The following is a 24,197-nucleotide window of genomic DNA, read 5'->3' on the forward strand; positions in this document are numbered from 1 at the left end:
ACCGCATGCACACCCATGACCTGAGCGCCTGGCGGCACGACCACCAGTTCGGCGCGGACAACACCTCCGCCGAGCGCAGCACGCGCCTCGTGATGTGGATCACCGCCGTGATGATGGTGATCGAGATCGGCGCAGGGTGGTGGTTCAACTCGATGGCGCTGCTGGCCGACGGCTGGCACATGAGTTCGCACGCCCTGGCCATCGGCCTGAGCGCCTTTGCCTATGCCGCCTCGCGGCGCTATGCGCGCGATCCGCGCTTCGCCTTCGGCACCTGGAAGATCGAAGTGCTCGGCGGCTTTGCCAGCGCGCTGGCGCTGCTGGGCATTGCGGTGCTGATGGTGGCGGGCTCGCTGGAGCGGCTGTGGTCGCCCGCGGCCATCCACTACCCCGAGGCGATCTCGGTGGCGGTGCTGGGGCTGGTGGTCAACCTCGTCTGCGCGAGGCTGCTGGGCGGGGCGCACCATCATCACGGGCATGACCACGGGCATGCGCACGACCACCACGACCATGGCCATGCACACGACCACCACGACCTGAACCTGCGCTCCGCCTACATCCACGTGGTGGCCGACGCCGCCACATCTGTGCTGGCCATCGCGGCGCTGCTGGGCGGCTGGTTCTACGGCTGGGCCTGGCTCGACCCGGCCATGGGCATCGTCGGCGCGGTGCTGGTGGCGGTCTGGGCCAAGGGGCTGTTGAAGGAAACCGGCAAGGTGCTGCTCGACCGCGAGATGGACCACCCGGTGACGCAGGAAATCCGCGAAGGCGTCGAGACCCTGCTGGCCGATTCGGAAACCCGCGTGGCCGACCTGCACGTGTGGCGCGTGGGCCGCGAGGCTTACGCCTGTGCGCTCACCGTGGTGACGCACTCGACCACGCTGACCGCCGACCAGGTGCGGGCCTGCTTCTCGATGCATGAGGAGATCCGCCACTCGACGGTGGAAATCCAGCGCTGCGTGGACTAGGTTTTGCTCCAGGCCATCGGCCGAGCGTGCCGCACGATCAGCATCTGCGCCGCGTAATACGTGCCCAGCACCCACAACGACGCCAGCGGCAGCGGCGTCACGAACCGGTTCGTCGCCAGCAGCGAATCGCTCAGCATGAAGAAGCACGCACCCACCGCCACCCACCGCGCGGACGGGTCGGTGCCGTGCAGCACGGCCGCGCGCCCGATCGCCTGCGCCGCCATGCAGGCGATCACCACCACATAAGCCGCGACCGGGATCCGCAAGGCCGCGGGCAGCCCGCCCTGCCAGAGGAACGCGTACATGCCCGCGCCGATCAGCAGCGTCGCCGCCAGCACCCCGCGCCGGGGAAACATGCCGACCCCCATGCTGAACAGCGCGATGTACGCCAGATGCGCCAGCAGGAAGCCCACGAGCCCGGGCACGAACAGCGTCGCCGGGCCCATGAGCAGCACGTCGCCCGCGAGCGAAGCGGCCAGCCCGGCGAGCAGGAACCCATCGAACAGCGTCACTGCGCCCGCCGCCATCGCCCGCCTGGCCGCGAAGAAGATCGCGACGGCCAGCGCCAGCGGCTTGAAGACGAAATGCAGCCAGCCGATGCCCAGCGCCGCGCTCGCCGTGGCCAGGGCGGCCGCCTCGATGAACAGCACCTCGGTCACGCTCAGCCGCCCCTGCAGCACGCCGCCGATGGCCCAAAGGGCGGCCGTCAACGCGGCCAGCCACACGGCGGCACGCGGCAGCGGAATGACGTCGGAGAACCACAGGAAGAAGGCCACGCCCGCCAGCAGCAGCAGGAACTGCACGCCCGCGAACCACTTCACGCCACGGCCCACCTCGGGCTCGTAGCGCGTGACCTTGGCGATGTCGAAGGCCGGCTTCGGAAAGCGCGCGGCCACGTCCGCCGGCCGCCAGCCCGGTGGCTTGAGCCACACGCGCAGCTTGTCGGCCCAACTGCGCGCATGCCACGAGTCCTTGGCCAGCGCCCAGTACACCTCGGCGTTGGCCCACAGCGGATCCCAGCTGCGCAACTCGCCGCGCGTGCCGTACACGCAGCGCTCGTCTTCCTCGCGGAAGGTGCCGAACATGCGGTCCCACACGATCAGGATGCCGCCGTAGTTGCGGTCGAGGTAGTTGTCGTTCACCGCGTGGTGCACCCGGTGGTTCGACGGCGAGCAGAACCAGCGGTCGAACCAGCCCAGCTTGCCCACTTGCTCGGTGTGCACCCAGAACTGGTAGAGCAGGTCGATGAGCGCCACCACGCCGAACACCAGCGGCGGCACGCCCGCCACTGCCATCGGCAGGTAGAAGATCCAGCTGAACAGCGCGCCGCTGGAGGTCTGCCGCAGCGCCGTCGACAGGTTGTAGTGCTGGCTCTGGTGGTGCACCACGTGCGCCGCCCACAGCACCGCCGACTCGTGGCCCATCCGGTGCAGCCAGTAGTAGCAGAAGTCGTAGAACACCAGCGCCAGCAGCCAGCCGTACCAGGTGGTCCAGAAGTCGCGCGCCGCCTCCAGCGGAAAGAGTGCCACCGCCGAATACACCGCCGTGTAGATGCCGATGCGCAGCAGCCCGGTGAGCACCGCGCTGATCTGGCTCAGCATGCCAAGGCCGATGCTGTTCACCGCGTCGGCCAGTCGGTAGGTGTCCTGCCCCGTGCCCCGGCGGGCGCGCACGCGGCCCACCGCGAATTCGATCGCGATAAGAAGAAGGAAGACGGGCGTTGCAAGAACGATGATCTGGCCGGGGCGCATCGCGGGATTGTGGCGTTGCCGGGTGGCAACGCGTCATCGGGATGTCACGGGTGTGCCATCGCGCGGTCATGGGGCAGTGGGAGCCTACCCGTCCATGCAACGCGACGACGCTTTCCTTCGCGCATGGCGCGACTCCGCGACCCAGGCCCTCGACCCCGAGGACGAAGATCGCGCACGCCCACCCCTGCAGTTCCGCACCCTCTGGATCTCCGACCTGCACCTGGGCACGCCCGGCTGCCAGGCCCGCGCCCTGCTCGATTTCCTGAAGCACACCGAGTGCGAGACCCTGTTCCTGGTCGGCGACATCATCGACGGCTGGCAGCTCAAGCGCCACTGGTACTGGCCGCAGGCCCACAACGACGTGATCCAGAAGCTGCTGCGCAAGGCGCGCAAGGGCACGCGCGTGATCTTCATTCCGGGCAACCACGACGAGTTCGCCCGCAAGTACCTGCACCACAACTTCGGCGGCATCGACGTGGCCGATGAATGGATCCACGAGACGGCCGACGGTCGCAAGCTCTGGATCATCCACGGCGACCTGTTCGACGGCGTGATCCAGTGCGCCAAGTGGCTGGCCTACGTGGGCGACTCGCTCTACGAATTCACGCTCAAGCTCAACCGCCACCTCAATTCGCTGCGCGCGCGCATGGGGCTGCCGTACTGGTCGCTCTCCAAATACCTCAAGGGCAAGGTGAAGCGCGCCGTGAGCTACGTGGGCGACTTCGAGGCCGCCGTGGCCCGCGAGGCCCGCAATCGCGGCGCCCAGGGCGTGGTCTGCGGTCACATCCACCATGCCGAGATGCGCGACATCGACGGCATCCTCTACTGCAACGACGGCGACTGGGTCGAAAGCCTCACCGCATTGGCCGAACACGCCGATGGCAGGCTGGAGATCATCGACTGGGCCCAGCACATGCCCGTGCCGTCGAAGGCGCCAGCGACGCGCGAAGCCATCGCAGCCTGAGAGGGCTGTTCCCCGTTCGATCTTCGTCCGATCCGACGATGCCGCCCGGGGCATTCCGGGCGCACACTGCGTGGTGCATTCCAACGGGACGACACCATGGCCTGGACCCTCAGCGCGGCGGAGACCGCATTCCGAGACGAAGTGCGCGACTTCCTCGCGCGCGAACTGACGCCCGAGCTGCGCATGGCCGGCCGCCGCTGCTCCGGCATCTTCACCGACTACGAGTACGGCAACCGCTGGCACCGCATCCTCGCCAAACGCGGCTGGAGCGTGCCGCAATGGCCTGTGGAGCACGGCGGCACCGGCTGGACGCCGATGCAGCACTACCTGTTCGCGAGCGAACTGGCCGCCGCCGACGCACCGCCGCGTGCGCCCATGGGCCCCGGCATGGTTGCGCCGGTGATCATCGCCTTCGGCACCGAGGCGCAGAAGCGCGCCTGGCTGCCCGGCATACGCTCGGGCGAGGACTACTGGTGCCAGGGCTACTCGGAGCCGCAATCGGGCTCCGACCTGGCTTCGCTGCAATGCAAGGCTGTGCGGCAGTCCGGCGAAGGCGACCACTACGTCATCAACGGCACCAAGATCTGGACCACGCACGCGCAGTACGCCAACCGCATGTTCTGCCTGGTGCGCACCGCCTCGGGCGGCAAGCCGCAGCAGGGCATCAGCTTCCTGTGCTTCGACATTCCCGCGCCGGGCATCACCATCCGGCCGATCATCAGCATCTCCGGCGACCATGAACTCAACCAAGTGTTCTTCGACGACGTGCGCGTGCCCGCCGAAGGGCTGATCGGCGAGGAGAACCAGGGCTGGACCATCGCCAAGTACCTGCTGCAGCATGAACGCGGCGGTGCCTGGGCACCCATGCTGCGAGCGCGCCTGCGCCGCCTGAGCACGGCGGCCGATGGGGCGTTCGCGGGGCCCGGACATGACAGAGACGAGGCTGGCGACATGGCCCTGCGCCTGGCCGGGATGGACTGCGCCATCGACGCGCTCGAAGCCACCGAGCTGCAGTCGCTGCGCGCGCAGGCACGCGGCGAGCCGCACGGCATCCGTCCGTCGATGGGCAAGGTGCTCGGCTCCGAGCTGCGGCAGCGCCTGACCGAACTGGGCGTGGAAATCGCCGGCCACTACGCAGCCGCCAACCTGCCGCTGGACGACGGTCTGGCGGGCGAGCTGCCGATCCCTGAAGAGGCCGTGTTCTCGATGTCGGCCTACCTCAACGACCGCGCCGCTTCCATCTATGCCGGCTCCAACGAGGTGCAGCGCAACATCGTCGCCAGCCACCTGCTCGCCCGCTGAGGCCGCCGCCATGAACACACGCACCGAACAGGAAGACACCCTCGCGATGCTGCGCGACAGCCTCGCGCGCTATCTCGACAACCACCACGGCTTCGAACAGCGCCTGCATGCGCTGGCCGATGCCGGCGATGCGCCGCCGCCGTTCTGGCAGGGCCTGTCGCGCGAACTCGACCTGCTGGGCGCGGCGCTGCCCGAATCGCACGGCGGCATGGGCTTGGGCATGGCCGCGCACCTCGCGCTGATGGAAACGCTGGGCGGCGCGCTCGCGGCCGAGCCTTACCTGTCGACGATGGTCATCGGCGCGGGCCTGCTGCAACGCCGCCCCGGTACGCTGGCCGATGCCTTGCTCGCGAGCGTCGTCGCCGGGCAGGCGGTGCTGGCCTTTGCGCACGGCGAGCCGCAAAGCCGGCACGGCCGCGCCGACGTGCAGGCGCGTCTCGTGCGCGAAGGCGACGGCTTCCGGCTCGACGGCCACAAGGCGGTGGTGCAGGCCGCGCCGTGGGCCAGCCACCTGATCGTCACTGCGCGCAGCAGTGGCGCCCCTGGCGATGCGGACGGCCTCTCGCTGGTCGTGGTGCCCAGGGAGGCGCCGGGCCTGCGCATGCGCGCGTACCCCATGCGCGACGGCGGTCGTGCCGCCGACATCGGCTTCGACTGCGTGCGCGTGCCGCCCGATGCCTTGCTAGGCACCGAAGGCGAGGCGCTGCCGCAGATCGAACAGGCGCTCGACGAGGCCACGCTCGCCGTCTGCGCCGAATCCATCGGCGTCATGCGCCGGCTGATGCGCGACACGCTCGACTATGTGCGCCAGCGCAAGCAGTTCGGCGTGCCGATCTCCAGCTTCCAGGTGCTGCAGCACCGGCTGGCCGACATGCACATGGCGCTGGAGCAGGCCGATGCGCTTACCGCGAGCGTGGGCGAGGCCATCGACACCGCTTCGCCCGGCGAGCGCGCGCGCGCCGTGTCGTCCGCCAAGGTGGCGGTCGCGAAAGCCTGCAGGGCCGTGGGGCAGGGCGCGGTGCAGATGCACGGCGGCATGGGCATGACCGAGGAGCTGGCCGTGGGCCACTACTTCCGGCGCGCCACGCTCATCGAGACCCAGTTCGGCCCGCCCGCATGGCATTTGCGCCGCGTGGCGCGGTGGCGCGCCGCGAATCCCGCGGGCTGACCGAACGCGCCTTGCGCGCCGCATTCGTCGTTTTGGACGATGCAGCGCCGCCGCCCAGGCGCCAAGATGGCTCCCAGCAACAGGAGACAAGCCATGGCAGGCCCATTGCAGGGACTACGGGTGATCGAGATGGCGGGCATCGGCCCCGGGCCTTTCTGCGCCATGCTGTTCGCCGACATGGGCGCGGAGGTGCTGCGCATCGAGCGCCCCGGCACGCGCACCGCGCCGCACGACATCCTCGCGCGCGGGCGCAGCACGCTGCAGGTCGACCTGCGCGCGGAGGGCGCCGCGCAACCGGTGCTCGATGCCATCGCGAAGGCAGACGTGCTCATCGAAGGCTTTCGCCCCGGCGTGATGGAGCGGCTGGGCCTGGGCCCCGAGCCCTGCCACGAGAGGAACCCGCGCCTGGTGTACGGCCGCATGACCGGCTGGGGCCAGCACGGCCCGCTGGCGCATGCGGCGGGGCACGACATCAACTACATCGCGATCAGCGGCGCGCTGCACGCCATCGGCCGCGCTGGCGAGCCGCCCGTGCCGCCGCTCAACTACGTGGGCGACTTCGGCGGCGGCGCGATGCTGCTGGCTTTCGGCATCCTGGCCGCGCTGCACGAGGCGAAGCAGTCGGGGCGCGGCCAGGTGGTCGACGCCGCCATGACCGACGGCGCGGCGCTGCTGTCGGCCATGATGTACGGCTTCAAGTCGGCCGGGCAGTGGAGCAACCAGCGCGGCGAGAACATGCTCGACGGCGGCGCGCACTTCTACGACACCTACGCCTGCGCCGACGGCAAGTACGTGGCCGTGGGCGCCATCGAGCCGCAGTTCTATGCGCTGATGCGCGAGCGCTGCGGCATCACCGACGACCCCGCCTTCGACGCGCAGATGGATGCCGACCGCTGGCCGCTGCTCAAGCTGCGCATGGCCGATATCTTCCGCACCCGCACGCGCGACGAATGGTGCGTGCTGCTCGAAGGCAGCGACGCCTGCTTCGCCCCCGTGCTCGACTGGGACGAGGCCCCCGCGCATCCGCACAACGTGGCGCGCGGCACCTTCGCCAGCGTGGGCGGCGTGGTGCAGCCCGCGCCCGCGCCGCGCTTCAGCCGCACCGCGCCGGTGGTGCCGCCGGCCGCCGCGCGCGACGACGGCCCGACCGTGCTGCGCCGCTGGGGCGTGGCGGCGGAGGCCATTGCGCCGCTGGGCGCTTCCTGAAAAGAACGGAGACAGATCCCATGTTCCTCACCCAACCCCTGCACAAGGGCCGGCGCGAAAAAGGCAAGGCCACCGCCGTGGTCTGCGGCGCCACGCGGCTCGACTTCGCCGGGTTCACCGACCGTGTCGCGCGCCTTGGCGCGGTGCTGCGGCAGCTCGGCATGCAGCCGGGTGACCGGGTCGGCATGATGAGCCTCAACTCGCACCGCTTCGTCGAATACTTCTTCGGCACCTGGTGGGGCGGCGGTGTCATCAACCCGGTCAACATCCGCTGGAACCCCAAGGAAGTGGCCTACTCGCTCGACGACTGCGACACCCGCATCCTGCTGGTGGACGACGTCTTCGCGCCCATGGCCGCCGAGCTGCGCCGGCTCTCCAGCTCGCTGCGCACCGTGGTCTATTGCGGCGATGGCGCGGTGCCCGAAGGCATGGTCGGCTACGAGGCGCTGCTCGCCGCCGCCGACCCCGCCGAAGACGCGCCCCACAGCAGCGACGAGCTGGCCGCCGTCATGTACACGGGCGGCACCACCGGCCAGCCCAAGGGCGTGATGCTCACGCACGGCAGCCTGTGCATCAACGCGCTGGGCACGGTGGCGGCGCTGCCGCGCGAAACGCAAGACGCCGCGGCCATCGTCGCGGCGCCCATGTTCCACGTAGCCGGCTGCGGCGTGGCGCTGCAGAGCCTGATGCGGCTGGTGCCGGTGCATGTGGTGCCGGTGTTCGACGAACTGGCGGTGCTGCAGACGCTGCAGTCGGCGCGCATCACCGAGATGTTCCTGGTGCCCACCATGATCAAGCGCGTGATCGAGCATCCGCGCTTCGCCGAGTTCGACCTGTCGAGCCTGCGCCTGCTGTCGTACGGCGCGGCGCCCATCGACGCCGCGCTGCTCGACCAGGCCATGCGCGCCTTTCCGGGCACCGCGTTCGCGCAGGTATACGGCATGACGGAGCTGTCGCCGGTGGTCACCGCGCTGCCGTCCTGTTGCCATGCGCCGGGGCCCGATCGCGAGCGCCTGCTGCGCTCGGCCGGCACGCCCATCCCGATTGCCGAGCTGCGCATCGTCGACGGTGACGACAACGAAGTGCCCTTCGGCCAGGTCGGCGAGATCGTCGCGCGCGGGCCGATGGTCATGAAAGGCTACTGGAACAAGCCGAAGGAAACCGAGGCCGCGCTGCGCGGCGGCTGGATGCACACCGGCGACGGCGGCTACATGGACGAGGAAGGCTTCGTCTTCGTGGTCGACCGCATGAAGGACATGATCGTGAGCGGCGGCGAGAACGTGTATTCGGCCGAGGTCGAGAACGCCATCGCCCAGCTGCCGCAGGTGCTGATGTCCGCCGTGATCGGCGTGCCCGACGACAAGTGGGGCGAGCGCGTGCACGCGGTGATCGTGCGGCGCGAAGGCATGGCGCTGGAGGCCGATGCCGTCATCGCGCATTGCCGTGAGCAGATTGCCGGCTACAAGTGTCCGCGCAGCGTGGAGTTCCGCGACGCGCTGCCGCTCTCGGCCGCCGGCAAGCTGCAGAAGTTCCAGCTGCGCGAGCCCTTCTGGGCCGGCAGGAGCCGCCGCGTCGGCTGACCGAAGAACACCTCAAGGAAGAAGAAAATGCCCATCGATTTCCGCCGCTCCTGGAGCGACGAAGACCTCGAGCTGTACCGCGACAACGTGGTGCGCTTCATCGAGACCGAAGTGCTTCCGCACGACGAGGAAGCCCGCAAGCGCGGCCACGTCGGCCACGAGGTCTGGCGCAAGGCCGGCGCGCTCGGCCTGCTGTGCGCCGACATCCCCGAAGCGTACGGCGGCGCAGGCGGCGACTTCCGCCACGAGGCCGTGTTCTACGAAGAGATGTCGCGCCGCGCGCTCACCGGCATGGCCACCTCGGTGCATGCCATCGTGGCGCACTACTTCCTCAATCACGGCACGGAAGAGCAGAAGCGCCACTACCTGCCGCGCATGGCGCGCGGCGAGATGGTCGGCGCCATCGCCATGACCGAGCCCGGCGCCGGCTCCGACCTGCAGGGCGTGCGCACCCGCGCCGAGAAGGACGACGGCGGCTACCGCATCAACGGCTCGAAGACCTTCATCACCAACGGCTACCTGGCCGGCGTGGTGCTGGTGGTGTGCAAGACCGACCCGGCGCAGGGCGCCAAGGGCACCTCGATCCTCATCGTCGAGACGCAAGGCTGCAAGGGCTTTCGCGTGGGCCGCGTGCTCGACAAGATCGGCATGAAGGCGCAGGACACCTCCGAGCTTTTCTTCGACGACGTTCGCGTGCCGGCCGGTGCGCTGCTGGGCGGTGTGGAAGGGCAGGGCTTCTTCCAGCTGATGAGCGACCTGCCCTACGAGCGGACCATCATCGGCCTGAGCGCGCTTGCCACCATGGAGGGCGCCTACGAGGCCACGCTCGACTACGTGCGCGACCGCAAGGCCTTCGGCAAGCCGATCGCCGAGTTCCAGAACACCAAGTTCAAGCTGGCCGAGATCGCGACGCAGATCAAGGTGGGCCGCGCCTTCATCGACCGCTGCGTCGAAGACCTGGTGGCCGGCAAGCTCGACACCGCCACCGCGTCGATGGCCAAGCTCTGGGGCTCGGAGGCGCAAGGCCGCGTGATCGACGAGTGCCTGCAGCTGTTCGGCGGCTACGGCTTCATGAACGAGTACATGGTGGCGCGCATGTACGCCGACGCCCGCGTGCAGCGCATCTACGGCGGCACCAACGAGATCATGAAAGAAGTGATCTCGCGGGCGCTCTGACCCGGCCAGGCACGGCCCGCTAGGACAGCCGCCGGATTTCCGCCCGCGCGATCTCCCGGTGCAGGTGCGAGGCCGAGATGCCGATGAACGCCGTGTATTTCTCGCGCGCCGCGTCGGTCTTGCCAGCCTCTTCCAGCGCCAGCGCCTCCATCGTGAACTCGGTGAAGAGGCGGCTGGCGTCGGCTTCCTTCGGCGAAGCCGCCAGCGACCTGGGCGCCAGCTCCGGCTGTTCTTCGTAGATGCGGCGCTGCACTTCGATCACCTCGATCAGCGCGCGGCCGATGCACTCGACGTTTTCCTGCACCGGCTCCAGCTCGGTCGCGTGGACCTCGGCGGCGGCCTGGTCCAGCAGGTGCGATGCCACGCGCAGCAGTTGGTGGATGGACTCGAGCGTCATGGCAGGGCGCACCGCTTGCGTTCGAAGCGGCGGGCCGTGTCTGTCCTGTGCCATCAGTGGTCCTGGCCCAGCTTTGCCGCGAGCTGGCTCGCGCGTTCGGCGATCGCGAGGCTCTTGGCCATGTCGTAGCCGTGTTCCTTCACCGAAAAAGCCTTGCTCACGCTGCCTTTGCCGGTGGTGAAAGTGATGGCCAGCCAATAGCCGGGATGGCTGGCGTGGGGCGACTTGAAATGCACGCCGCTCACGCCGCTGGTGTTGTTGCGCCGGGTGATTTCCGACTTCGAGCGCTTGGCCGGACGCGGGCCGGGCGGGTGGGTCGCGGGGCCGGTGCGAATGGCTTCCTCCGCCGGATGCAGCCGCACCAGCCCCCGCATGCGCTCGAGCTGCCGCTCGCGCTCGCGGATGGCCAGCGCCTGCGCCGCGTCGCCCAGGTGGTCGACGATGAAGTCGGCGCGAAGAATCTCGCCCTGCCCGATGTAGGTCTTGGCCATCCAGGCCCGCACCCGTCCGCCGGCGGACATCTGGTGGAACACGCCCGGCACGCCGGTGCTGTTGTTGGCCCGGCGCTTTTCGGCGCGCGCGCGCCGCGTGGGCGGCGGCACGCTGCGCACGATGGCGTCGCGCCAGTCCTGTGCCTGGAGCAGGGCCTGCGCCTCGCCGCCGTAGCTGGCCTTGCCGAACTGCCTGTAGTGGCGCACGCCGTTGCGCACGAGGGAGACTTCGAATCCCCAGGGTCTGATGCAGATGCCGTACATGGCGGCCGGATTGGGGATACCTTTGGGCATTCTCGAGGTGCTGCTTTTCTGTGCACTGCTTGTAGCGGACTCCCCGAACTGCGCGGCGCTCGTGGGGGCACGCATTTGCCCGCTATTCTGGCCGAAGCGGCATGGCGGTTCCGCGAACCCGCACGCCCGGTCCGCACGCCGCTGCCGAAGCTTCACAGCCGGACCTGCCCTGCCTCTGGCGCACCGGCGCCCGCCGTGCCTTGCGGGCGCGCTTCCTGGCGGTAGGCGATGGGGGCGATGGTGGTGTCGGTGCGGACATCCGTGCCGGCGCGTGTGCCGCCGCCCGACAGCTTGGCCTCGAGCTGGCGCTCGCGCTCCGCGATGGCCAGGCGCTTGGCTTCCTCGGGCCCGTGTTCCTTGATCGAGAACGCCTTGCTCACGCTGCCCTTGCCAGCCGTGTAGGTGATGGCCAGCCAGTAGCCCGGATGGCCGACATTGGGCGCCTTGAAGTGCACGCCGCTCACGCCGCTGGAATTGGTGCTGCGCCGGATCTCGGACTTCGAGCGCTTGGGCGACAGCAGTTCGGCCGGCAGCTTGTCCTGGCTCTTGCGGATCGATTCCTCGGCCGGGTGCAGCCGGGCCAGGCCCGACATGCGCTCCAGCTGCCGCGCGCGCTCCTCGATGGCCAGCGCCTGCGCATCGCCGCCGGCGGCATCTACCGGGAAATCGGTGCGCAGGATCTCGTTTTCTCCAAGATAGGTCTTGGCGACCCATGCCCGCACCCTGCCGCCCGAGGCGACCTGGCAGAACACGCCCGACACGCCGGTGGTGTTGTTGGCGCGCAGCTTCTCGGCCCGCGTGCGCCGCGCGACCGGAGGAAAGCTGCGCACGATCTCGTCGCGCCAGGCCTGCGCCTGCAGCAGGGCCTGTTCCTCGCTGCCGTAGCTGGCACGGCCGAACTGCTTGTAGAAGCGGTTGCCGTTGCGCACGATCGAGACCTCGAAACCCCAGGCGCGGGGGGCGATGCCATACATGGGGGCCGGGTTGGGGATTCCTTTGGGCATGGTGGCTTCGCTCCTGACGCTCTGAATGTCGATGACTCCCTGCGCGCAGCCTGCCGGGTGAGGCTGGGCACCGCGCCTGCGCCGCCGCGCTGCACCATGGCAATCGCGGCAGTTGGAAAGCGCTGATCTCTGAGGGAATGCTAGGGACGGCGAGAGGGGGGCGGTATCACCGGAATCCGTAGTATTTGTAATGCCGCCGCCGGGGCGACCTACCGGATCACGCCCAGCCGCCGCGCGATCGCCACCGCCTGCGTGCGGCTCTTCGCGTCGAGTTTCATGTTGATGTTGCGCAGGTGCGTGCGCACCGTGCTATCCGACACGAACAGCTTCTCCGCCATCGCGCTGTTCGAATACCCCTCGGCGAGCAGTTGCAGCACCCGGATTTCCTTGCGCGTGAGCGGTTCCTTCATTGCGTCGGCGCCGGACGCGGGCGCTTCGGCGTCGCCCGCCGGCATCGGGCCGACGAGCTGCAGCAGGCGCTGCAGGTAGTCCGCCAGGATCGGGTCGCCGCGCGCGGCGGGCGCGTCCTGCGCCGCCAGCGCGTAGCGGTGCACCAGCGCGCCGACGGCCGGGCCTTCGTCGAGGATCAGCCGCACGAAGCCTTCCTGGCTCGCGGCCTGCAGCACGGTCTCGATCTCCTTGACGGCGGCCGCCGTGTCGCCCGCGGCTTGCAGCGCCAGCGCGCGCAGCACCCGCAGCTTGAGCGCGCGGCGGTTGTGCGCCACCGCCAGCGCGGCATGCAGCTCGGCGTCGAGCACGTCGAGTGCGGCGCGCGCATCGCCGAAGGCTATGTCCCAGCGTGCCCGCGCCAGGGCCATGTAGTCGAGGTCGTGCGCCGGCAGGCGCTGCCGCCTCTCGCGCTCCCACAGCGCGGGGTCGTCGGCGCGGGCCAGTTCGTCGCGCGATGCCGGGCCGTTGCCCTGCAGCAGCAGCATGCGCGAGCGCTCCAGCTTGGCGCCCGCCACCACGCGCGGTAGCTGCCGGTGGTGGCCGAGGTATTCCAGCTCGGTCAGCGCCTGGAACGCGGCGTCGATGTCGCCCGCATGGAACGCCAGCCGCGAACGCATCACATGGCTCAGGATCATGTGGTCCGGCAGGCCTACGTCGCGCGCCAGCGGAAGGTACACGTTCAGCAGGTGCTCTGCCTGCACGAGCTGGTTGGTCTCGTACACCGCGCCGGCGTACAGCACGCCGGCCCAGGCGTTGCCGTGGCTGTGGTTGTAGGACACGGCATGCGTGGAGTCGACCGCCATGCGCAGCCGCGCGGTGGCCTGCCGCAGCCGCCCTTCGTGCAGGTCGAACAGGCCGGCCAGCGACTCGGTGTACATGCGGTTGAAGGTGCTGCTGCCGCGCTCGCGCGCGGCCTCGAGCATGCGGCGCGCCTCGTGCTGGTCGCCGCGCACCGCGAGGATGTGGGCCATGCCATTGAGCAGCACGCTGTCGGCAAAAGGCAGGCCGGTGGGCAGTCGCGCCAGGCTCTGGCGGCCGACCTCGTAGGCCTCGTCGTGCCGGTCCTGCATGGCCAGCAGCAGCGGCACCAGCGTGTGGGCGCTCGCGCGCACCTCGGCGATGGGGCTGTCGAGGCAGCCCGATTGATCGAGCATGCGCATCGCCTCCCACGGGCCGTGCGTGAAGCAGGTAGCCCACAGCGCGATGGGCTGCAGGAACGGATGCTCGCGCAGCTGGTGCTCCGGAATGGCCGAGAACCAGCGCGCCAGCATGCGCATGCGGCCCTGTTCGAGGAACTGCGCCGCGTAGCTGTCGAGCAGCGCCAGCGCATACGGATGGTCGCCGCCCTCGATGGCGTGGTCGATGGCGGGCACCGGCCGGTCGTGCGACTCGTACCAGCCGGCGGCCGATAGATGCAGCCGCGCGGTGTCGCCGGGCTGTTCGTGCGCGAGCCGCGCGCGCAGGAAGTCGGCGAACAGGCTGTGATAGCGCCACGCGCCGCCGTTTCCGCCATCTCCGCCGTCGCCGCTCACCGGCGTGAGGAACAGGTTGGACGCGGCCAGCCGCTCCAGGATGGCCGCGCAGTCGGCGCGCGGGCACAGCGCCTGGCACACCGAGGCGTCGAGCTGCCGCAGTATGCTGGTGCGCAGCAGGAAGTCGCGGATGTCCGGCGGCTGGTGCGCGAGCACGTCCTCGGCCAGGTAGTCGGCCACGGCCCGGTCGGAGCCCGAGAAGCGTTCGACGAAACCGGTCTCGGTGCCGTGCCGCTCCAGCGCCATCGAAGCCAGCCAGATCGCGGCCACCCAGCCTTCGGTCTTGCGATGCAGCTGCGAGAGCAGGTCGGCGGGCAGCGTCTGCATGTCCTGCTTTGCATGCGCCATGCGCAGGCCGAAGAAGGCGCTGGTTTCTTCCAGGCTGAAGCGCAGCCGGTCGGTGTCGATCTCCAGGAGCTGCCCGCGCGCGCGCAGCCGGCCCAGGCCCAGGTCGGGCAGGCCGCGCGAGCCGATCACGAGCTGGCCGCGGCGCGGCAGGTGCTCGACGATCTCGCGCACCAGGCCGAGCACCGCCGGCTCCTGCACCACCTCGAAGTCGTCGAGGAACAGCGTGAAGGGCGCGTCGTGCGCGGCCAGCGCGGCCACGGCATCGAACGGGCCGTTGGCTCGCGGCTCGTCCACGCCCAGGCGCTGTGCGGCTTCGGCCAGGCAGTCGAGGAAGCGCGACACGTCGTTGTCGGCGCGGTCGAGCGTGAGCCACGCGGTGGCGATGCCCTGCGCCTCCATGCGCTCGCGGATCTGCGCCATGGCCGTGGTCTTGCCGAAGCCGGCCGGCGCGCGCACCAGCACCAGCTTGACGGCGGCCGCGGCAATCTCTTCGCGGATCGCGGTGCGCGGCACCTGCGTGGCGGTGGCGGCCGGCGGGTTGAGCTTGGTTTCGAGGATGCGGGGCGTGGGAGGCGACATCGGCGGGCGGGCAAGGCAGGTTGGCGCACCGGAGCCCGAACGGCCCGGATTTCCGTCGTTTCCGACGATGCCGCAGTCGATTCTGCTTCCTAAACTGGTCCGCGGAAACCGCCACTTACCCTGCAAGGACCGCATCTCATGCAACTCGATTCCAGCATTGCCGCCGTCGTCACCGGCGGCGCTTCCGGCCTCGGCGCCGCCACCGCGCGCCGCCTGGCCGGCCACGGCGTGAAGGTCGCGCTGTTCGACCTCAACGCCGAACAGGGCGAGGCCCTGGCAAAGGAACTGGGCGGCATCTTCTGCAAGGTCGACGTCACCTCCGAGGAGCAGGTGGACGCGGCCTTCGCCAATGCCCGCGCCGCGCACGGGCAGGAGCGCGTGCTGGTCAACTGCGCCGGCACCGGCAACGCGGTGAAGACCGCTAGCCGCGACAAGGCCACGGGCGAGATCAAGCACTTTCCGCTCGCCAACTTCGACCGCATCATCCAGATCAACCTGGTGGGCACTTTCCGCTGCATCGCCAAGTCGGCGGCCGGCATGCTCACGCTCGACATGCTGCAGGACGGCGAGCGCGGCGCCATCGTCAACACCGCCTCGGTGGCCGCGCAGGACGGGCAGATGGGCCAGGCGGCCTACACCGCGTCGAAGGCCGGCATCGTCGGCATGACGCTGCCCATTGCGCGCGACCTGATGGGCGAGGGCATCCGCGTGAACACCATCCTGCCCGGCATCTTCGACACGCCGCTGCTGCAGGGCGCGCCCGACAACGTGAAGGCCGCGCTGGCGGCGTCGGTGCCGTTCCCGAAGCGGCTGGGCAATCCGGCGGAGTACGCGACGCTGGCCGAACTGATGATCACCAACGGCTACTTCAACGGCGAAAGCGTGCGGCTCGACGGGGCCATCCGCATGGCGCCGCGCTGAGCCCGCACCACCTACGAACAAAGGAGACTTTCATGCCCGAAGCATTCATCGTCGCCGCCGCGCGCACGGCCGGCGGCCGCCGCAACGGCCGCCTGGCCGGCTGGCACCCGGCCGACCTCGCCGCGCAGGTGCTCGACGCGCTGGTGGAGCGCACCGGCGCCGATCCCGCGCTGGTCGAGGACGTCATCATGGGCTGCGTCGGCCAGGCCGGCGAGCAGGCCTCGAACATCGCGCGCAACGCGGTGCTGGCGTCGAGGCTGCCCGAATCGGTGCCGGCCACCTCGGTCGACCGGCAGTGCGGCTCGTCGCAGCAGGCGCTGCACTTTGCGGCGCAGGCCGTGATGTCGGGCAGCATGGACATCGTGATCGCGGCCGGCGTGGAAAGCATGACGCGCGTTCCCATGGGCCTGCCCACCACGCTGCCGCTGAAGAACGGGCTGGGCTTCTACGTGAGCCCGCAGATGGCCAGGCGCTACCCCGACGTGCAGTTCAGCCAGTTCACCGGCGCAGAGATGATCGCGCGCAACTACGGCATAGAGAAGGCCGAGCTCGACGCCTACGCGCTGCGCAGCCATCGCAACGCCATCGCCGCGACGAAGGCGGGACTTTTCGAGCGCGAGATCGTGCCGGTGGCCGTGCGCATGGCCGACGGCACCGAGCCCGGCGAGTTGCACACCGTCGACGAAGGCATCCGCCACGACGCCACGCTGGAGAGCATCGCCGCCGTCAAGCTGATCGCCGACGGCGGGCGCTGCACCGCCGCCACCGCCAGCCAGATCTGCGACGGCGCGAGCGGGCTGATGGTGGTCAACGAGCGCGGCCTCAAGACGCTGGGCGTGCAGCCGCTGGCGCGCATCCACCACATGAGCGTGATGGGCCACGACCCGGTCATCATGCTCGAGGCGCCCATTCCCGCCACCCAGCGGGCGCTGGCGAAGGCGGGCATGAAGATCGGCGACATCGACCTGTACGAGGTCAACGAGGCCTTCGCGCCGGTGCCGCTGGCCTGGCTGCAGACGCTCGACGTCGACCCCGCGCGGCTGAACGTGAACGGCGGCGCCATCGCGCTCGGCCACCCGCTCGGCGCGTCGGGCACCAAGCTGATGGCCACGCTGGTCCATGCGCTCGGCCAGCGCGGCAAGCGCTACGGGCTGCAGACCATGTGCGAAGGCGGCGGCATGGCCAACGTGACCATCGTCGAGCGGCTCTGAGCCGCGCGGAAGGGCCTGCGGCGGCGCCCCGGAAAGAGTGAGGCCGGCAATGTCAACATAATCAATAATCTCGCCCCATGGGCGCATTGCCATCCCTCCTCGACCCCCGTTCGGTCATCGTGCTGGCCGGCCTCATGGGCGTCATGATGGCTCTGGTGATGTTCTTCATGCGGCGCAGCTATCCGCCCAGCATCCAGGGGCTGAGCGACTGGGCACGCGCACCGCTGCTGGCATTCACCAGCACCATGCTGTTCGCGGCGCGCGACTACTTTCCGGACTTCCTCACGATCGTGGTCGCCAACGTCGTGCTGTTCCAGGCGTGCATCCTTTATTACTCGGGTAGCCAGAAGTTCCTGCTGGGGCACAGCGACACCCGGGGCTGGACGCTGCTGAATGGGGCCATCGGGCTTGCGATGTTCTGGTTCAGCACCGTCAAGCCCGACTTCGAGGCCCGCCTGCTGATCGTCACCTTCGCGGTGTCGCTGCTGTTCTTCTCCCATGCCCTGCTTTACCTGCGCCACCGGCCGCGCGTGTTCGGCCAGCGGCTCATGATCGGCCTGCTGCTGGCGCAGGCTGTGGTGGCGGCGCTGCGATTCGTGTCGGTGGTGCTGGGTATGGCCGGCAGCAACCTGATGGACGGCAACTGGATCCAGTCGCTCTACATCAGCATGTATTCGTTCTCGGTGCTGCTGCTGTCCATCTCCGTCATCCTGATGGCCACGGACCGCGTGCACACCGAGTTCGAATACATGGCCACGCGCGATTCCCTGACCGGCGCGCTCAACCGCCGCGCGCTGCTGGATGCCTGCCGCGACGCCTTCACTTCAGACCGGCGGCACATGGCGCTGCTGATGGTGGACCTGGACCACTTCAAGGACGTCAACGACCGCTTCGGCCACCAGATGGGCGACAAGGTGCTGCGCGAGGCCGTGCGGCGCATGCAGCGGGCGGTGGGCGACGCGGGCGTGCTCGGGCGCTACGGCGGCGAGGAATTCGTGGTGCTGCTGCCCGGCACGGGCAAGGTGGAGGCGATGGCCGTCGCCTCGCGGCTCAAGCAGGCCATCGGCGAGCCCTTCGGGGCCGACTCGCCCATGGCCGAGGTCGGCTCCATCGCGGTGAGCATCGGCGTGGCCGCGAACGACGGCGGCCGGGGCGTCGACGAAGTGCTGGCGCGGGCCGACGCGGCGCTCTACAAGGCCAAGGCGATGGGCCGCGACCAGGTGATCGCGGCTGCCTGAAGCGCGGCCGGACCTTCTTTTCTTTCAGCCGAGGCCGGACCAGTCGCAGCGCAGCGAATGCTGCCTGCCCGCGTATGTCAGCGTGCCCTTGGCCCTGGCGACGCGCAGTGAGACGCCCTTGCTGGCGATGGCGCGCATCGACTGGCGCCGGTAGTCGGCCGATTGGCGTTGCAGCGTCAATCGCTCGGACGACGCAGGCGCCATGCCGTCGTCACGCGACACGACCAGGTCGGTCAGGCGGCCGGAAGACAGGCTGAACTGGACCTCCGCCGAATACGGGCTTCCTTCGCAGAAGAGGCTGCCGTTGGCCGCTGCGGGAAGGGACGCGCATGCCAGCAGCACGCTGGCCAGGGCGGCGGCGTAGCTGCTTCTCGTCATTCTGGTACGCCAGCTTCGAGGGTGGCGGTGCTGCTCATGTCCGATGGCCGTTGCCGGCTACTTGCCGCCCCAGCGCCAGCGCGGCGGCTCACCCTTGATCCAGCAGACCGCGACCAGCGCGAGGCTCAGGCCGGAGACAGCCGCGGCGAACAGAAAGTGCTTCTGTTCAGGATGAATCGACACCACGGCGGTCACCAGCAACACCGCATACACGGCCACCACCGCCCAGCCCTGCCAGCAGGTCGGCGGACCCCAGCCCCAGCCGTAGCGCTTGGCGGGAAACCAGTAGGGTTGCTTCGTCATCCCGTCTCCTTGTCGATGGACTGCGGGCCGGTTGCGATGGCGGTTCGGCTCAAGGGCATGGAGAGCCTGTTCACCAGCGCATCGCAGAGACTCGCATAGTCAGCCCAGAATCGATGCATGCCGCCTTCTCCCCGCAGCCCGTAACTGCGTGCGTACGGCGTCTGTTCGATATAGACCGCGACCTTGCGTGTCCAGCCTGGTCTGCGATGGATGGCCGTGGCGCGCAAGTGCTTCTCGGCATTTTCCGGCCGCAGATAGATGAAGGACGGGGACAGAGGCGCCAGGATTTTTTCGAACTCATCGATGTAGTCGTCGATGTCCGCTCGGCCCTGTTCCATCATGAATCGCACCGTGCTCTGGAATGCACTGCCTTCCAGAATGTGCAAGGTATCGGTCGAGCGGGCCTCGTCGACGAAGCGCTGCCAGCGTTGCAGGCACTGCGAGGGGTAATCGGCTCTCGACTTCAGCGCGCCTAGTGAACGGGGATGCACCGGGTGATCCGCGGCTTCTTCCAGATACCAACGGCTCTTGCGGCCTTCATTCAATGCGGATGCGCACAGATGGCTGGCCAGCGTGGTCTTGCCGGTGCCGGGCAGGCCTTCGATCAGCAGCAGCCGCATCTCCATTCACTTCGCCAGGTACGTCTCGACAGTCGGCCCCCAGAGCTCTTGCTGCACGACCAACTGGTGCCCGTTGATGCCGGATTCCAGCGCGTAGGTAGAGAAGCTGCCCTTGCCGCCCGCGGCGATGAAGGACTCGAAGTTCTTCCGGCTGTGAGAGAGCGCGTAGAAGCTGTCGTTCTCGCCGTAGAGCCAGAGCGTTTGGCGAGGGAACGCCGCGCCGCGCCTGAAGCTGACCGGGTTGATCGCGTCCGCCGTGTTGCCGGGGCATTTGTCGCCCATCCAGCCGCCGACGAAGTTGATCACGCCCTGGAACAAGTCGGGCCGCGTTCCCGCATAGGCGACGGCGAGGATGCCGCCGCGCGAGTGGCCGGCGATTGCCATGCGCTTCGTGTCCACATCGGAGTCCTTGCGCAGCCACTCGACGGCGGCGTCGACGTCGGCAAGCGCATGGTCGAAGCCCGCCAGCGACAGCGCGGAGTCGCAGCTGTAGTGCTCGCGTTTGGGCGTGAAGCCTTCGTCGTACAAACCGTCCGACTGGCCGCGCCCGCGCCGTTGCGGGAACGCCACCAGCCAGCCGCGCTGCGTGAACCACCTGGCCAGGCGCTCGGGTGCATAGGTGTGCTTGAACAGCTTCGGGTCGTTGCCGATGCCCGTGGAGCCGTGATTGAACACCACCGTGGGAAAGGGGCCGGCACCTTCAGGCTTGTAAATCACCATCTCCAGCGTGACGGGCGCCCCGCTTTCGACGAAAGGCGTGGGAACGCGCACGGTGCTGCGTTCCTGCGCCCAGCAGGAGGCGGTGGCAAAGCACAGCAGGGCGGCGGCGAGGAGGATCAGCTTTTTCATGAAGGCGGGCGCCCTTTCGAGGTTCGCGGCATTCTGCCCGCCCTTCCTGAAGATGCTATAGGCGCTGCTGCGTCTCCTGCGCGCGCCATCGGACCGCACCACTCGCCAGCACGATGCCAGGCACCACCAGCGCAAGGGCCAGCAGTACTTCCCCGGTGATCGGTTCGTTCATCCATGCCGCGGCTCCCAGCGTGGTCAGCACCGGCACCAGCGCCGCCGACAGCGAAGCGCGCGCCGCGCCCAGCCGCGCTACGGCCAGCATGTAGACCATCAGCCCCAGCAGGCCCGCGACCACGCCCTGCATCGCGGCCTGTATGGCGACGTCCGTCCACGGCGCGGTCAGCAGGCGCGGCGCACCGACCGTGCCCAGCAGCGGTAGCAGGAGCAGGCTCGACCACCCGTTCACGAACGCCGTGCCCTGCCACGGCGTGAAGCCGCAATGCGCGAAGGCGAGCGAGTGGACGGCCCACAGCACAGCCGCCGAAAGAAAGAGCAGGTCGCCTCGCCAATCGAGCGAGCCGTCGCGCAAGCTGTCCGTCGCAAACAGCGCGATGCCGACCGCGATGCAGCCCAGCCCCAGCAACCGGATGCCGCCTACCTTCTGCCCTTTGTGCAGCCGTGCGCCGATGGCGGTGAACAGCGGCAGGCTGCCCGCCATGAAGATGCCCATGTGGCTGGCGGGTGCCCAGCGTGCGCCCGCCAGCACGAGCAGGCCGAAAGGCAGGCCGCCACCGATGACGAGCAGCACGAGCGCAAGGCGCGGGGCCTTGGGTGGAATCAGGCCCTTGCCGAGCCACAGCGGCGAGAGCAGCAAGGCGGGAATGCCGTAGCGCAGCAGCACCAGCTCCATCGGACCCAGCGTGGTGGTCACGCCGTGGCGCGAGACCAGTTGCCACGCGCTGCCAATCAGTGCCGCGGCGAGTGCGGCGAAAACACCTGTGCGAAGGTTCTTCCTGTCCATCGCGTGGAGTCTCGCGGCCGCGCCGCGCGGCGGCTATCAGATTCGTGCGGTGGCCAGCGCGCGGCGCGCTTCACCCAGCGTGACGCCCACCTCGCGCCGGAATACCGCGCCCAGGTGGCTCTGGCTGCAGTAGCCGAGATCGTGCGCAATGCCCGCCAAGTCCCGGTCGCCGTTCGCCAGCCGGTCCATGGCCGTGGCGAGCCGCAGCTGCTGGCGGTACTGGTGCAGGCTCAGGCCGGTCTGTTGGCGAAAGCTGCGTGCCAGGTGGAAGGGCGAACGCGAGACGGCATCGGCCAGCGCGTGCATGGAGAGTCGCGCTTCACGGTCGGCGTTTTCCGCGAGCAGTCTTTTTGCGCGCGCCACCGTGCCGTTCAATGGCATCAGTTGGCGCGACGTGCCGATCTCGTCGAGTAGCTGCGCGACGACCTGCGGACCCGCGTCGCCGTTGCGCAGCTGCTTCTGCGCCGCATGAACGCGATACAGCGACGCCGGCGACAGCAGGCTGAAGACCGGCGCCTCGCTTGCACGAGGCGCCTGGTGCCCGCTGACCACCATGCTGTGCCGCGTCGCGTGTGTTGGCGAGGGCCGCAACTGGTAGACCATGGCGTCGTTGAGGTGCATGGCGGTCAGTCCGTCGACCAGCCAGATGCTGTCGCCCGAGCGCACGTCGAGCACCGTGTGCCCCACCGGCAGGACAATGCGCCGCGAGCCAATGGTGTAGTGCGCGCTCCAGTCAGGTCCGTGCGTGCGTGAGCACACGTGCTCCACCGTGAACTCGGTTCCGGCGTAGAGGAGGGTGCGTTCGCTGGGCATCGGCCGCATTCTGCGCGCCCGGCTGCATGGGCTGCCGCCAGGCGCTCGATCACGCAAACTCACGCAAACGGATACGGCCCCTCCATCGCCCCGACGTGGCTCACATGACTCACCATGCCATGCACCTCGTCCCACAGATGCAGCATGCAGCCCGGCCGCCCCATGTACGAAGCCGGCGCCGCATCGTTCGCGAGCCGCAGTGCAATCTCCGTCGTGCTGCTGGGGCAGGAGCACACGACCGTGCCCGCCCAGCGCCGCAGCATCGTGCGGTGCACATGCCCGCACAGCACACGCTCGATGTTGTCGAAGCCGCGCAGCACGGCTTCGAGCGGGGCGGGGTTCGTGTAGCTGTAGGCATCCATGTAGGGAATGCCGCTGGCGAAGGGCGGGTGGTGCAGCATCAGCAGTGTCGGCTTCGCGCGGTCGGCTTCCAGCGTGCGCCGCAGCCATGCGAGGCCTTCTGCATCGACATCGCCGTGGTGCAGGCCGGGAACGCAGGAGTCCAGCGCCACGATGCGCACTGCATGGTCGTCGATGCAGTAGTGCAGCGGGCCTTCGGCCGGCAGGTACGCGTGGTCCGCGAAGGCAGCGCGGAAGTTCTCGCGGTGGTCGTGGTTGCCGGGAATCACGAGGTAGGGAATGGCCAGCTTCGACAGCAGGCGGCGCGCCTGCGCGTATTCGTCGGGCCGGCCTTCGTCGACGAGGTCGCCTGTCAGCAGCACGAGCTCGGGCCTGCGGTCCAGTGCATGCAGGTGGTCGATGGCTTCCTCGAACATCCGGTTCGAATCGGCCACGCCCTGGTAGAGCTGGCCGGCGGGGCGAATGTGCGGGTCGGAAATCTGGGCAATGAGCATCGGGTGCCTCTCGGGGTGATGCCGGACGGTAAGCAGGTTCCGTTCCTTGCTCAGATGCCGATGAACTCCGCCACTTCATCGAGCGGCGCGCGCTCCGTCACCAGCGCGTCGAGCGGCCTGCTCCTGTCCGCGTAGCCGATGGCCATGCCGGTGAAGAGCATGCGCTCGGGCGGCAGTTCGATGAACCGGCCGATGGTCTGCGGATAGATCGCCCAGCATTCCTGCGGACAGCTGTCGAGCCCTTCTGCGCGCAGCAGGAGCATCACGTTCTGCAGGAACATGCCCAGGTCGGACCACTGCGGCGGCCCCATGCGGCGGTCGACGGTACAGAACAGCGCGAGCGGTGCGCCGAAGAACTGGTAGTTGCGCGCGAACCATTCGCGGCGCGCGGCCTTGTCCTCGCGCGGAATGCCCAGGCGCGCATACATGGCCTCGCCCACGGCGAAGCGACGGTCGCGGTAAGGCGCGACCAGCTCGCGCGGGTAGATGTCGTACTCGCTGCCTTCGCCGCCCGGCGCCTCTTGCACGCGGGTGCGCATGATGGCCTTCAGCTGCGCCAGCCCGTCGCCGCCCACCACATGCAGGTGCCACGGCTGCAGGTTGCCGCCGGAAGGCGCGCGCAATGCCTGCGCGAGCACGCGGCGTATGACGTCGCCGGGCACCGGCGTGTCGAGAAAGTCGCGCACCGAGCGGCGGGTGGCGACGGCGTCCTGAACGTTCATGCAAAGGTCCTCTTGAAGATCGATGCTAGGGGCAACCCTCGAACGCCCTCAATCGTCCGTTCCGACGATGCGGCGCGGCGTTGCGGCTGCCTAGCATCGCCCCAGCGTACAGGAGACAAG

The 24,197-nt window shown here is 69.1% G+C and carries 23 protein-coding genes; 10 read left to right on the forward strand and 13 right to left on the reverse strand.

Features of this window, described 5'->3' with window-relative positions; translation table 11 throughout:
* Positions 1-5: 5 nt before the first annotated feature.
* Positions 6-965: a CDF family Co(II)/Ni(II) efflux transporter DmeF gene (dmeF, locus tag ACQY8B_RS00520; RefSeq protein WP_422084913.1), complete on the forward strand. Its 960-nt coding sequence runs from the start codon at positions 6-8 to the stop codon at positions 963-965.
* Here the strand turns inward: dmeF and ACQY8B_RS00525 are convergent.
* Positions 962-2,716: a lysoplasmalogenase family protein gene (locus ACQY8B_RS00525; protein ID WP_422084914.1), complete on the reverse strand. Its 1,755-nt coding sequence runs from the start codon at positions 2,714-2,716 to the stop codon at positions 962-964. The genes dmeF and ACQY8B_RS00525 overlap by 4 nt on opposite strands.
* 94 nt (positions 2,717-2,810) lie before the next feature.
* Here ACQY8B_RS00525 and ACQY8B_RS00530 point away from each other — a divergent pair, with 94 nt between their 5' ends.
* From ACQY8B_RS00530 to ACQY8B_RS00555, 6 genes are all read left to right on the forward strand, one after another.
* On the forward strand, positions 2,811-3,680 hold the full coding sequence (locus ACQY8B_RS00530; protein WP_422084915.1) for a UDP-2,3-diacylglucosamine diphosphatase: 870 nt from the start codon (positions 2,811-2,813) through the stop codon (positions 3,678-3,680).
* Between the two features lie 96 nt (positions 3,681-3,776).
* Positions 3,777-4,982 (forward strand): acyl-CoA dehydrogenase family protein, encoded by a 1,206-nt coding sequence (locus tag ACQY8B_RS00535; RefSeq protein ID WP_422084916.1) that lies wholly within the window; start codon positions 3,777-3,779, stop codon positions 4,980-4,982.
* A 10-nt stretch (positions 4,983-4,992) separates the two neighbouring features.
* Positions 4,993-6,150, forward strand: coding sequence for an acyl-CoA dehydrogenase family protein (locus ACQY8B_RS00540; RefSeq protein ID WP_422084917.1), 1,158 nt, complete (start codon positions 4,993-4,995; stop codon positions 6,148-6,150).
* Positions 6,151-6,243: 93 nt separating this feature from the next.
* On the forward strand, positions 6,244-7,356 hold the full coding sequence (locus ACQY8B_RS00545; RefSeq protein ID WP_422084918.1) for a CaiB/BaiF CoA transferase family protein: 1,113 nt from the start codon (positions 6,244-6,246) through the stop codon (positions 7,354-7,356).
* A 20-nt stretch (positions 7,357-7,376) separates the two neighbouring features.
* On the forward strand, positions 7,377-8,936 hold the full coding sequence (locus ACQY8B_RS00550; protein WP_422084919.1) for an acyl-CoA synthetase: 1,560 nt from the start codon (positions 7,377-7,379) through the stop codon (positions 8,934-8,936).
* 27 nt (positions 8,937-8,963) lie between these two features.
* Positions 8,964-10,112, forward strand: a complete 1,149-nt coding sequence (locus tag ACQY8B_RS00555) for an acyl-CoA dehydrogenase family protein (RefSeq protein ID WP_422084920.1) — start codon at positions 8,964-8,966, stop codon at positions 10,110-10,112.
* Between the two features lie 19 nt (positions 10,113-10,131).
* On the opposite strand, the gene ACQY8B_RS00560 is transcribed toward ACQY8B_RS00555, so the two are convergent.
* The 4 genes from ACQY8B_RS00560 to ACQY8B_RS00575 all read right to left on the reverse strand — a co-directional run bounded on the left by ACQY8B_RS00560 (position 10,132) and on the right by ACQY8B_RS00575 (position 15,207).
* Positions 10,132-10,509, reverse strand: coding sequence for a hypothetical protein (locus tag ACQY8B_RS00560; RefSeq protein WP_422084921.1), 378 nt, complete (start codon positions 10,507-10,509; stop codon positions 10,132-10,134).
* A 53-nt stretch (positions 10,510-10,562) separates the two neighbouring features.
* Positions 10,563-11,294 (reverse strand): AP2 domain-containing protein, encoded by a 732-nt coding sequence (locus tag ACQY8B_RS00565; protein ID WP_422084922.1) that lies wholly within the window; start codon positions 11,292-11,294, stop codon positions 10,563-10,565.
* Between the two features lie 152 nt (positions 11,295-11,446).
* Complete coding sequence (locus ACQY8B_RS00570; RefSeq protein ID WP_422084923.1) at positions 11,447-12,298, reverse strand: AP2 domain-containing protein; 852 nt, start codon at positions 12,296-12,298, stop codon at positions 11,447-11,449.
* Positions 12,299-12,507: 209 nt separating this feature from the next.
* Positions 12,508-15,207 carry a LuxR C-terminal-related transcriptional regulator gene (locus tag ACQY8B_RS00575; protein WP_422084924.1) on the reverse strand — a complete coding sequence of 900 codons (2,700 nt, stop codon included), beginning with the start codon at positions 15,205-15,207 and terminating at the stop codon, positions 12,508-12,510.
* A gap of 138 nt (positions 15,208-15,345) precedes the next feature.
* Here ACQY8B_RS00575 and ACQY8B_RS00580 point away from each other — a divergent pair, with 138 nt between their 5' ends.
* The 3 genes from ACQY8B_RS00580 to ACQY8B_RS00590 all read left to right on the forward strand — a co-directional run bounded on the left by ACQY8B_RS00580 (position 15,346) and on the right by ACQY8B_RS00590 (position 18,577).
* On the forward strand, positions 15,346-16,128 hold the full coding sequence (locus ACQY8B_RS00580) for an SDR family NAD(P)-dependent oxidoreductase (protein WP_422084925.1): 783 nt from the start codon (positions 15,346-15,348) through the stop codon (positions 16,126-16,128).
* 32 nt (positions 16,129-16,160) lie between these two features.
* Positions 16,161-17,339 (forward strand): acetyl-CoA C-acetyltransferase, encoded by a 1,179-nt coding sequence (locus ACQY8B_RS00585; RefSeq protein ID WP_422084926.1) that lies wholly within the window; start codon positions 16,161-16,163, stop codon positions 17,337-17,339.
* 77 nt (positions 17,340-17,416) lie between these two features.
* Positions 17,417-18,577: a GGDEF domain-containing protein gene (locus ACQY8B_RS00590; protein ID WP_422084927.1), complete on the forward strand. Its 1,161-nt coding sequence runs from the start codon at positions 17,417-17,419 to the stop codon at positions 18,575-18,577.
* A 24-nt stretch (positions 18,578-18,601) separates the two neighbouring features.
* Here ACQY8B_RS00590 and ACQY8B_RS00595 read toward each other — a convergent pair whose 3' ends face one another.
* Genes ACQY8B_RS00595 through ACQY8B_RS00630 form a run of 8 tightly spaced genes read right to left on the reverse strand, consistent with a single transcriptional unit; the run spans position 18,602 to position 24,077 of the window.
* The gene (locus tag ACQY8B_RS00595) at positions 18,602-18,955 is read right to left on the reverse strand and encodes a hypothetical protein (protein ID WP_422084928.1); all 354 of its coding nucleotides are present in this window, start codon (positions 18,953-18,955) and stop codon (positions 18,602-18,604) included.
* 57 nt (positions 18,956-19,012) lie between these two features.
* The gene (locus ACQY8B_RS00600; protein ID WP_422084929.1) at positions 19,013-19,258 is read right to left on the reverse strand and encodes a hypothetical protein; all 246 of its coding nucleotides are present in this window, start codon (positions 19,256-19,258) and stop codon (positions 19,013-19,015) included.
* Positions 19,255-19,884 carry a hypothetical protein gene (locus ACQY8B_RS00605; protein WP_428744993.1) on the reverse strand — a complete coding sequence of 210 codons (630 nt, stop codon included), beginning with the start codon at positions 19,882-19,884 and terminating at the stop codon, positions 19,255-19,257. Before ACQY8B_RS00605 ends, ACQY8B_RS00600 begins: the two co-directional genes overlap by 4 nt.
* The gene (locus tag ACQY8B_RS00610; RefSeq protein ID WP_422084931.1) at positions 19,885-20,727 is read right to left on the reverse strand and encodes a dienelactone hydrolase family protein; all 843 of its coding nucleotides are present in this window, start codon (positions 20,725-20,727) and stop codon (positions 19,885-19,887) included. It lies immediately after the preceding gene.
* Positions 20,728-20,782: 55 nt separating this feature from the next.
* Positions 20,783-21,688, reverse strand: a complete 906-nt coding sequence (locus tag ACQY8B_RS00615; RefSeq protein ID WP_422084932.1) for a DMT family transporter — start codon at positions 21,686-21,688, stop codon at positions 20,783-20,785.
* A 36-nt stretch (positions 21,689-21,724) separates the two neighbouring features.
* Complete coding sequence (locus tag ACQY8B_RS00620; RefSeq protein WP_422084933.1) at positions 21,725-22,501, reverse strand: helix-turn-helix domain-containing protein; 777 nt, start codon at positions 22,499-22,501, stop codon at positions 21,725-21,727.
* A gap of 59 nt (positions 22,502-22,560) precedes the next feature.
* Complete coding sequence (locus tag ACQY8B_RS00625; protein WP_422084934.1) at positions 22,561-23,355, reverse strand: phosphodiesterase; 795 nt, start codon at positions 23,353-23,355, stop codon at positions 22,561-22,563.
* Positions 23,356-23,405: 50 nt separating this feature from the next.
* Positions 23,406-24,077 carry a nitroreductase gene (locus tag ACQY8B_RS00630; RefSeq protein ID WP_422084935.1) on the reverse strand — a complete coding sequence of 224 codons (672 nt, stop codon included), beginning with the start codon at positions 24,075-24,077 and terminating at the stop codon, positions 23,406-23,408.
* Positions 24,078-24,197 lie beyond the last annotated feature (120 nt).

The organism is Variovorax sp. (genome assembly GCF_965279555.1).
Classification (GTDB): Bacteria; Pseudomonadota; Gammaproteobacteria; order Burkholderiales; family Burkholderiaceae_C; genus Variovorax.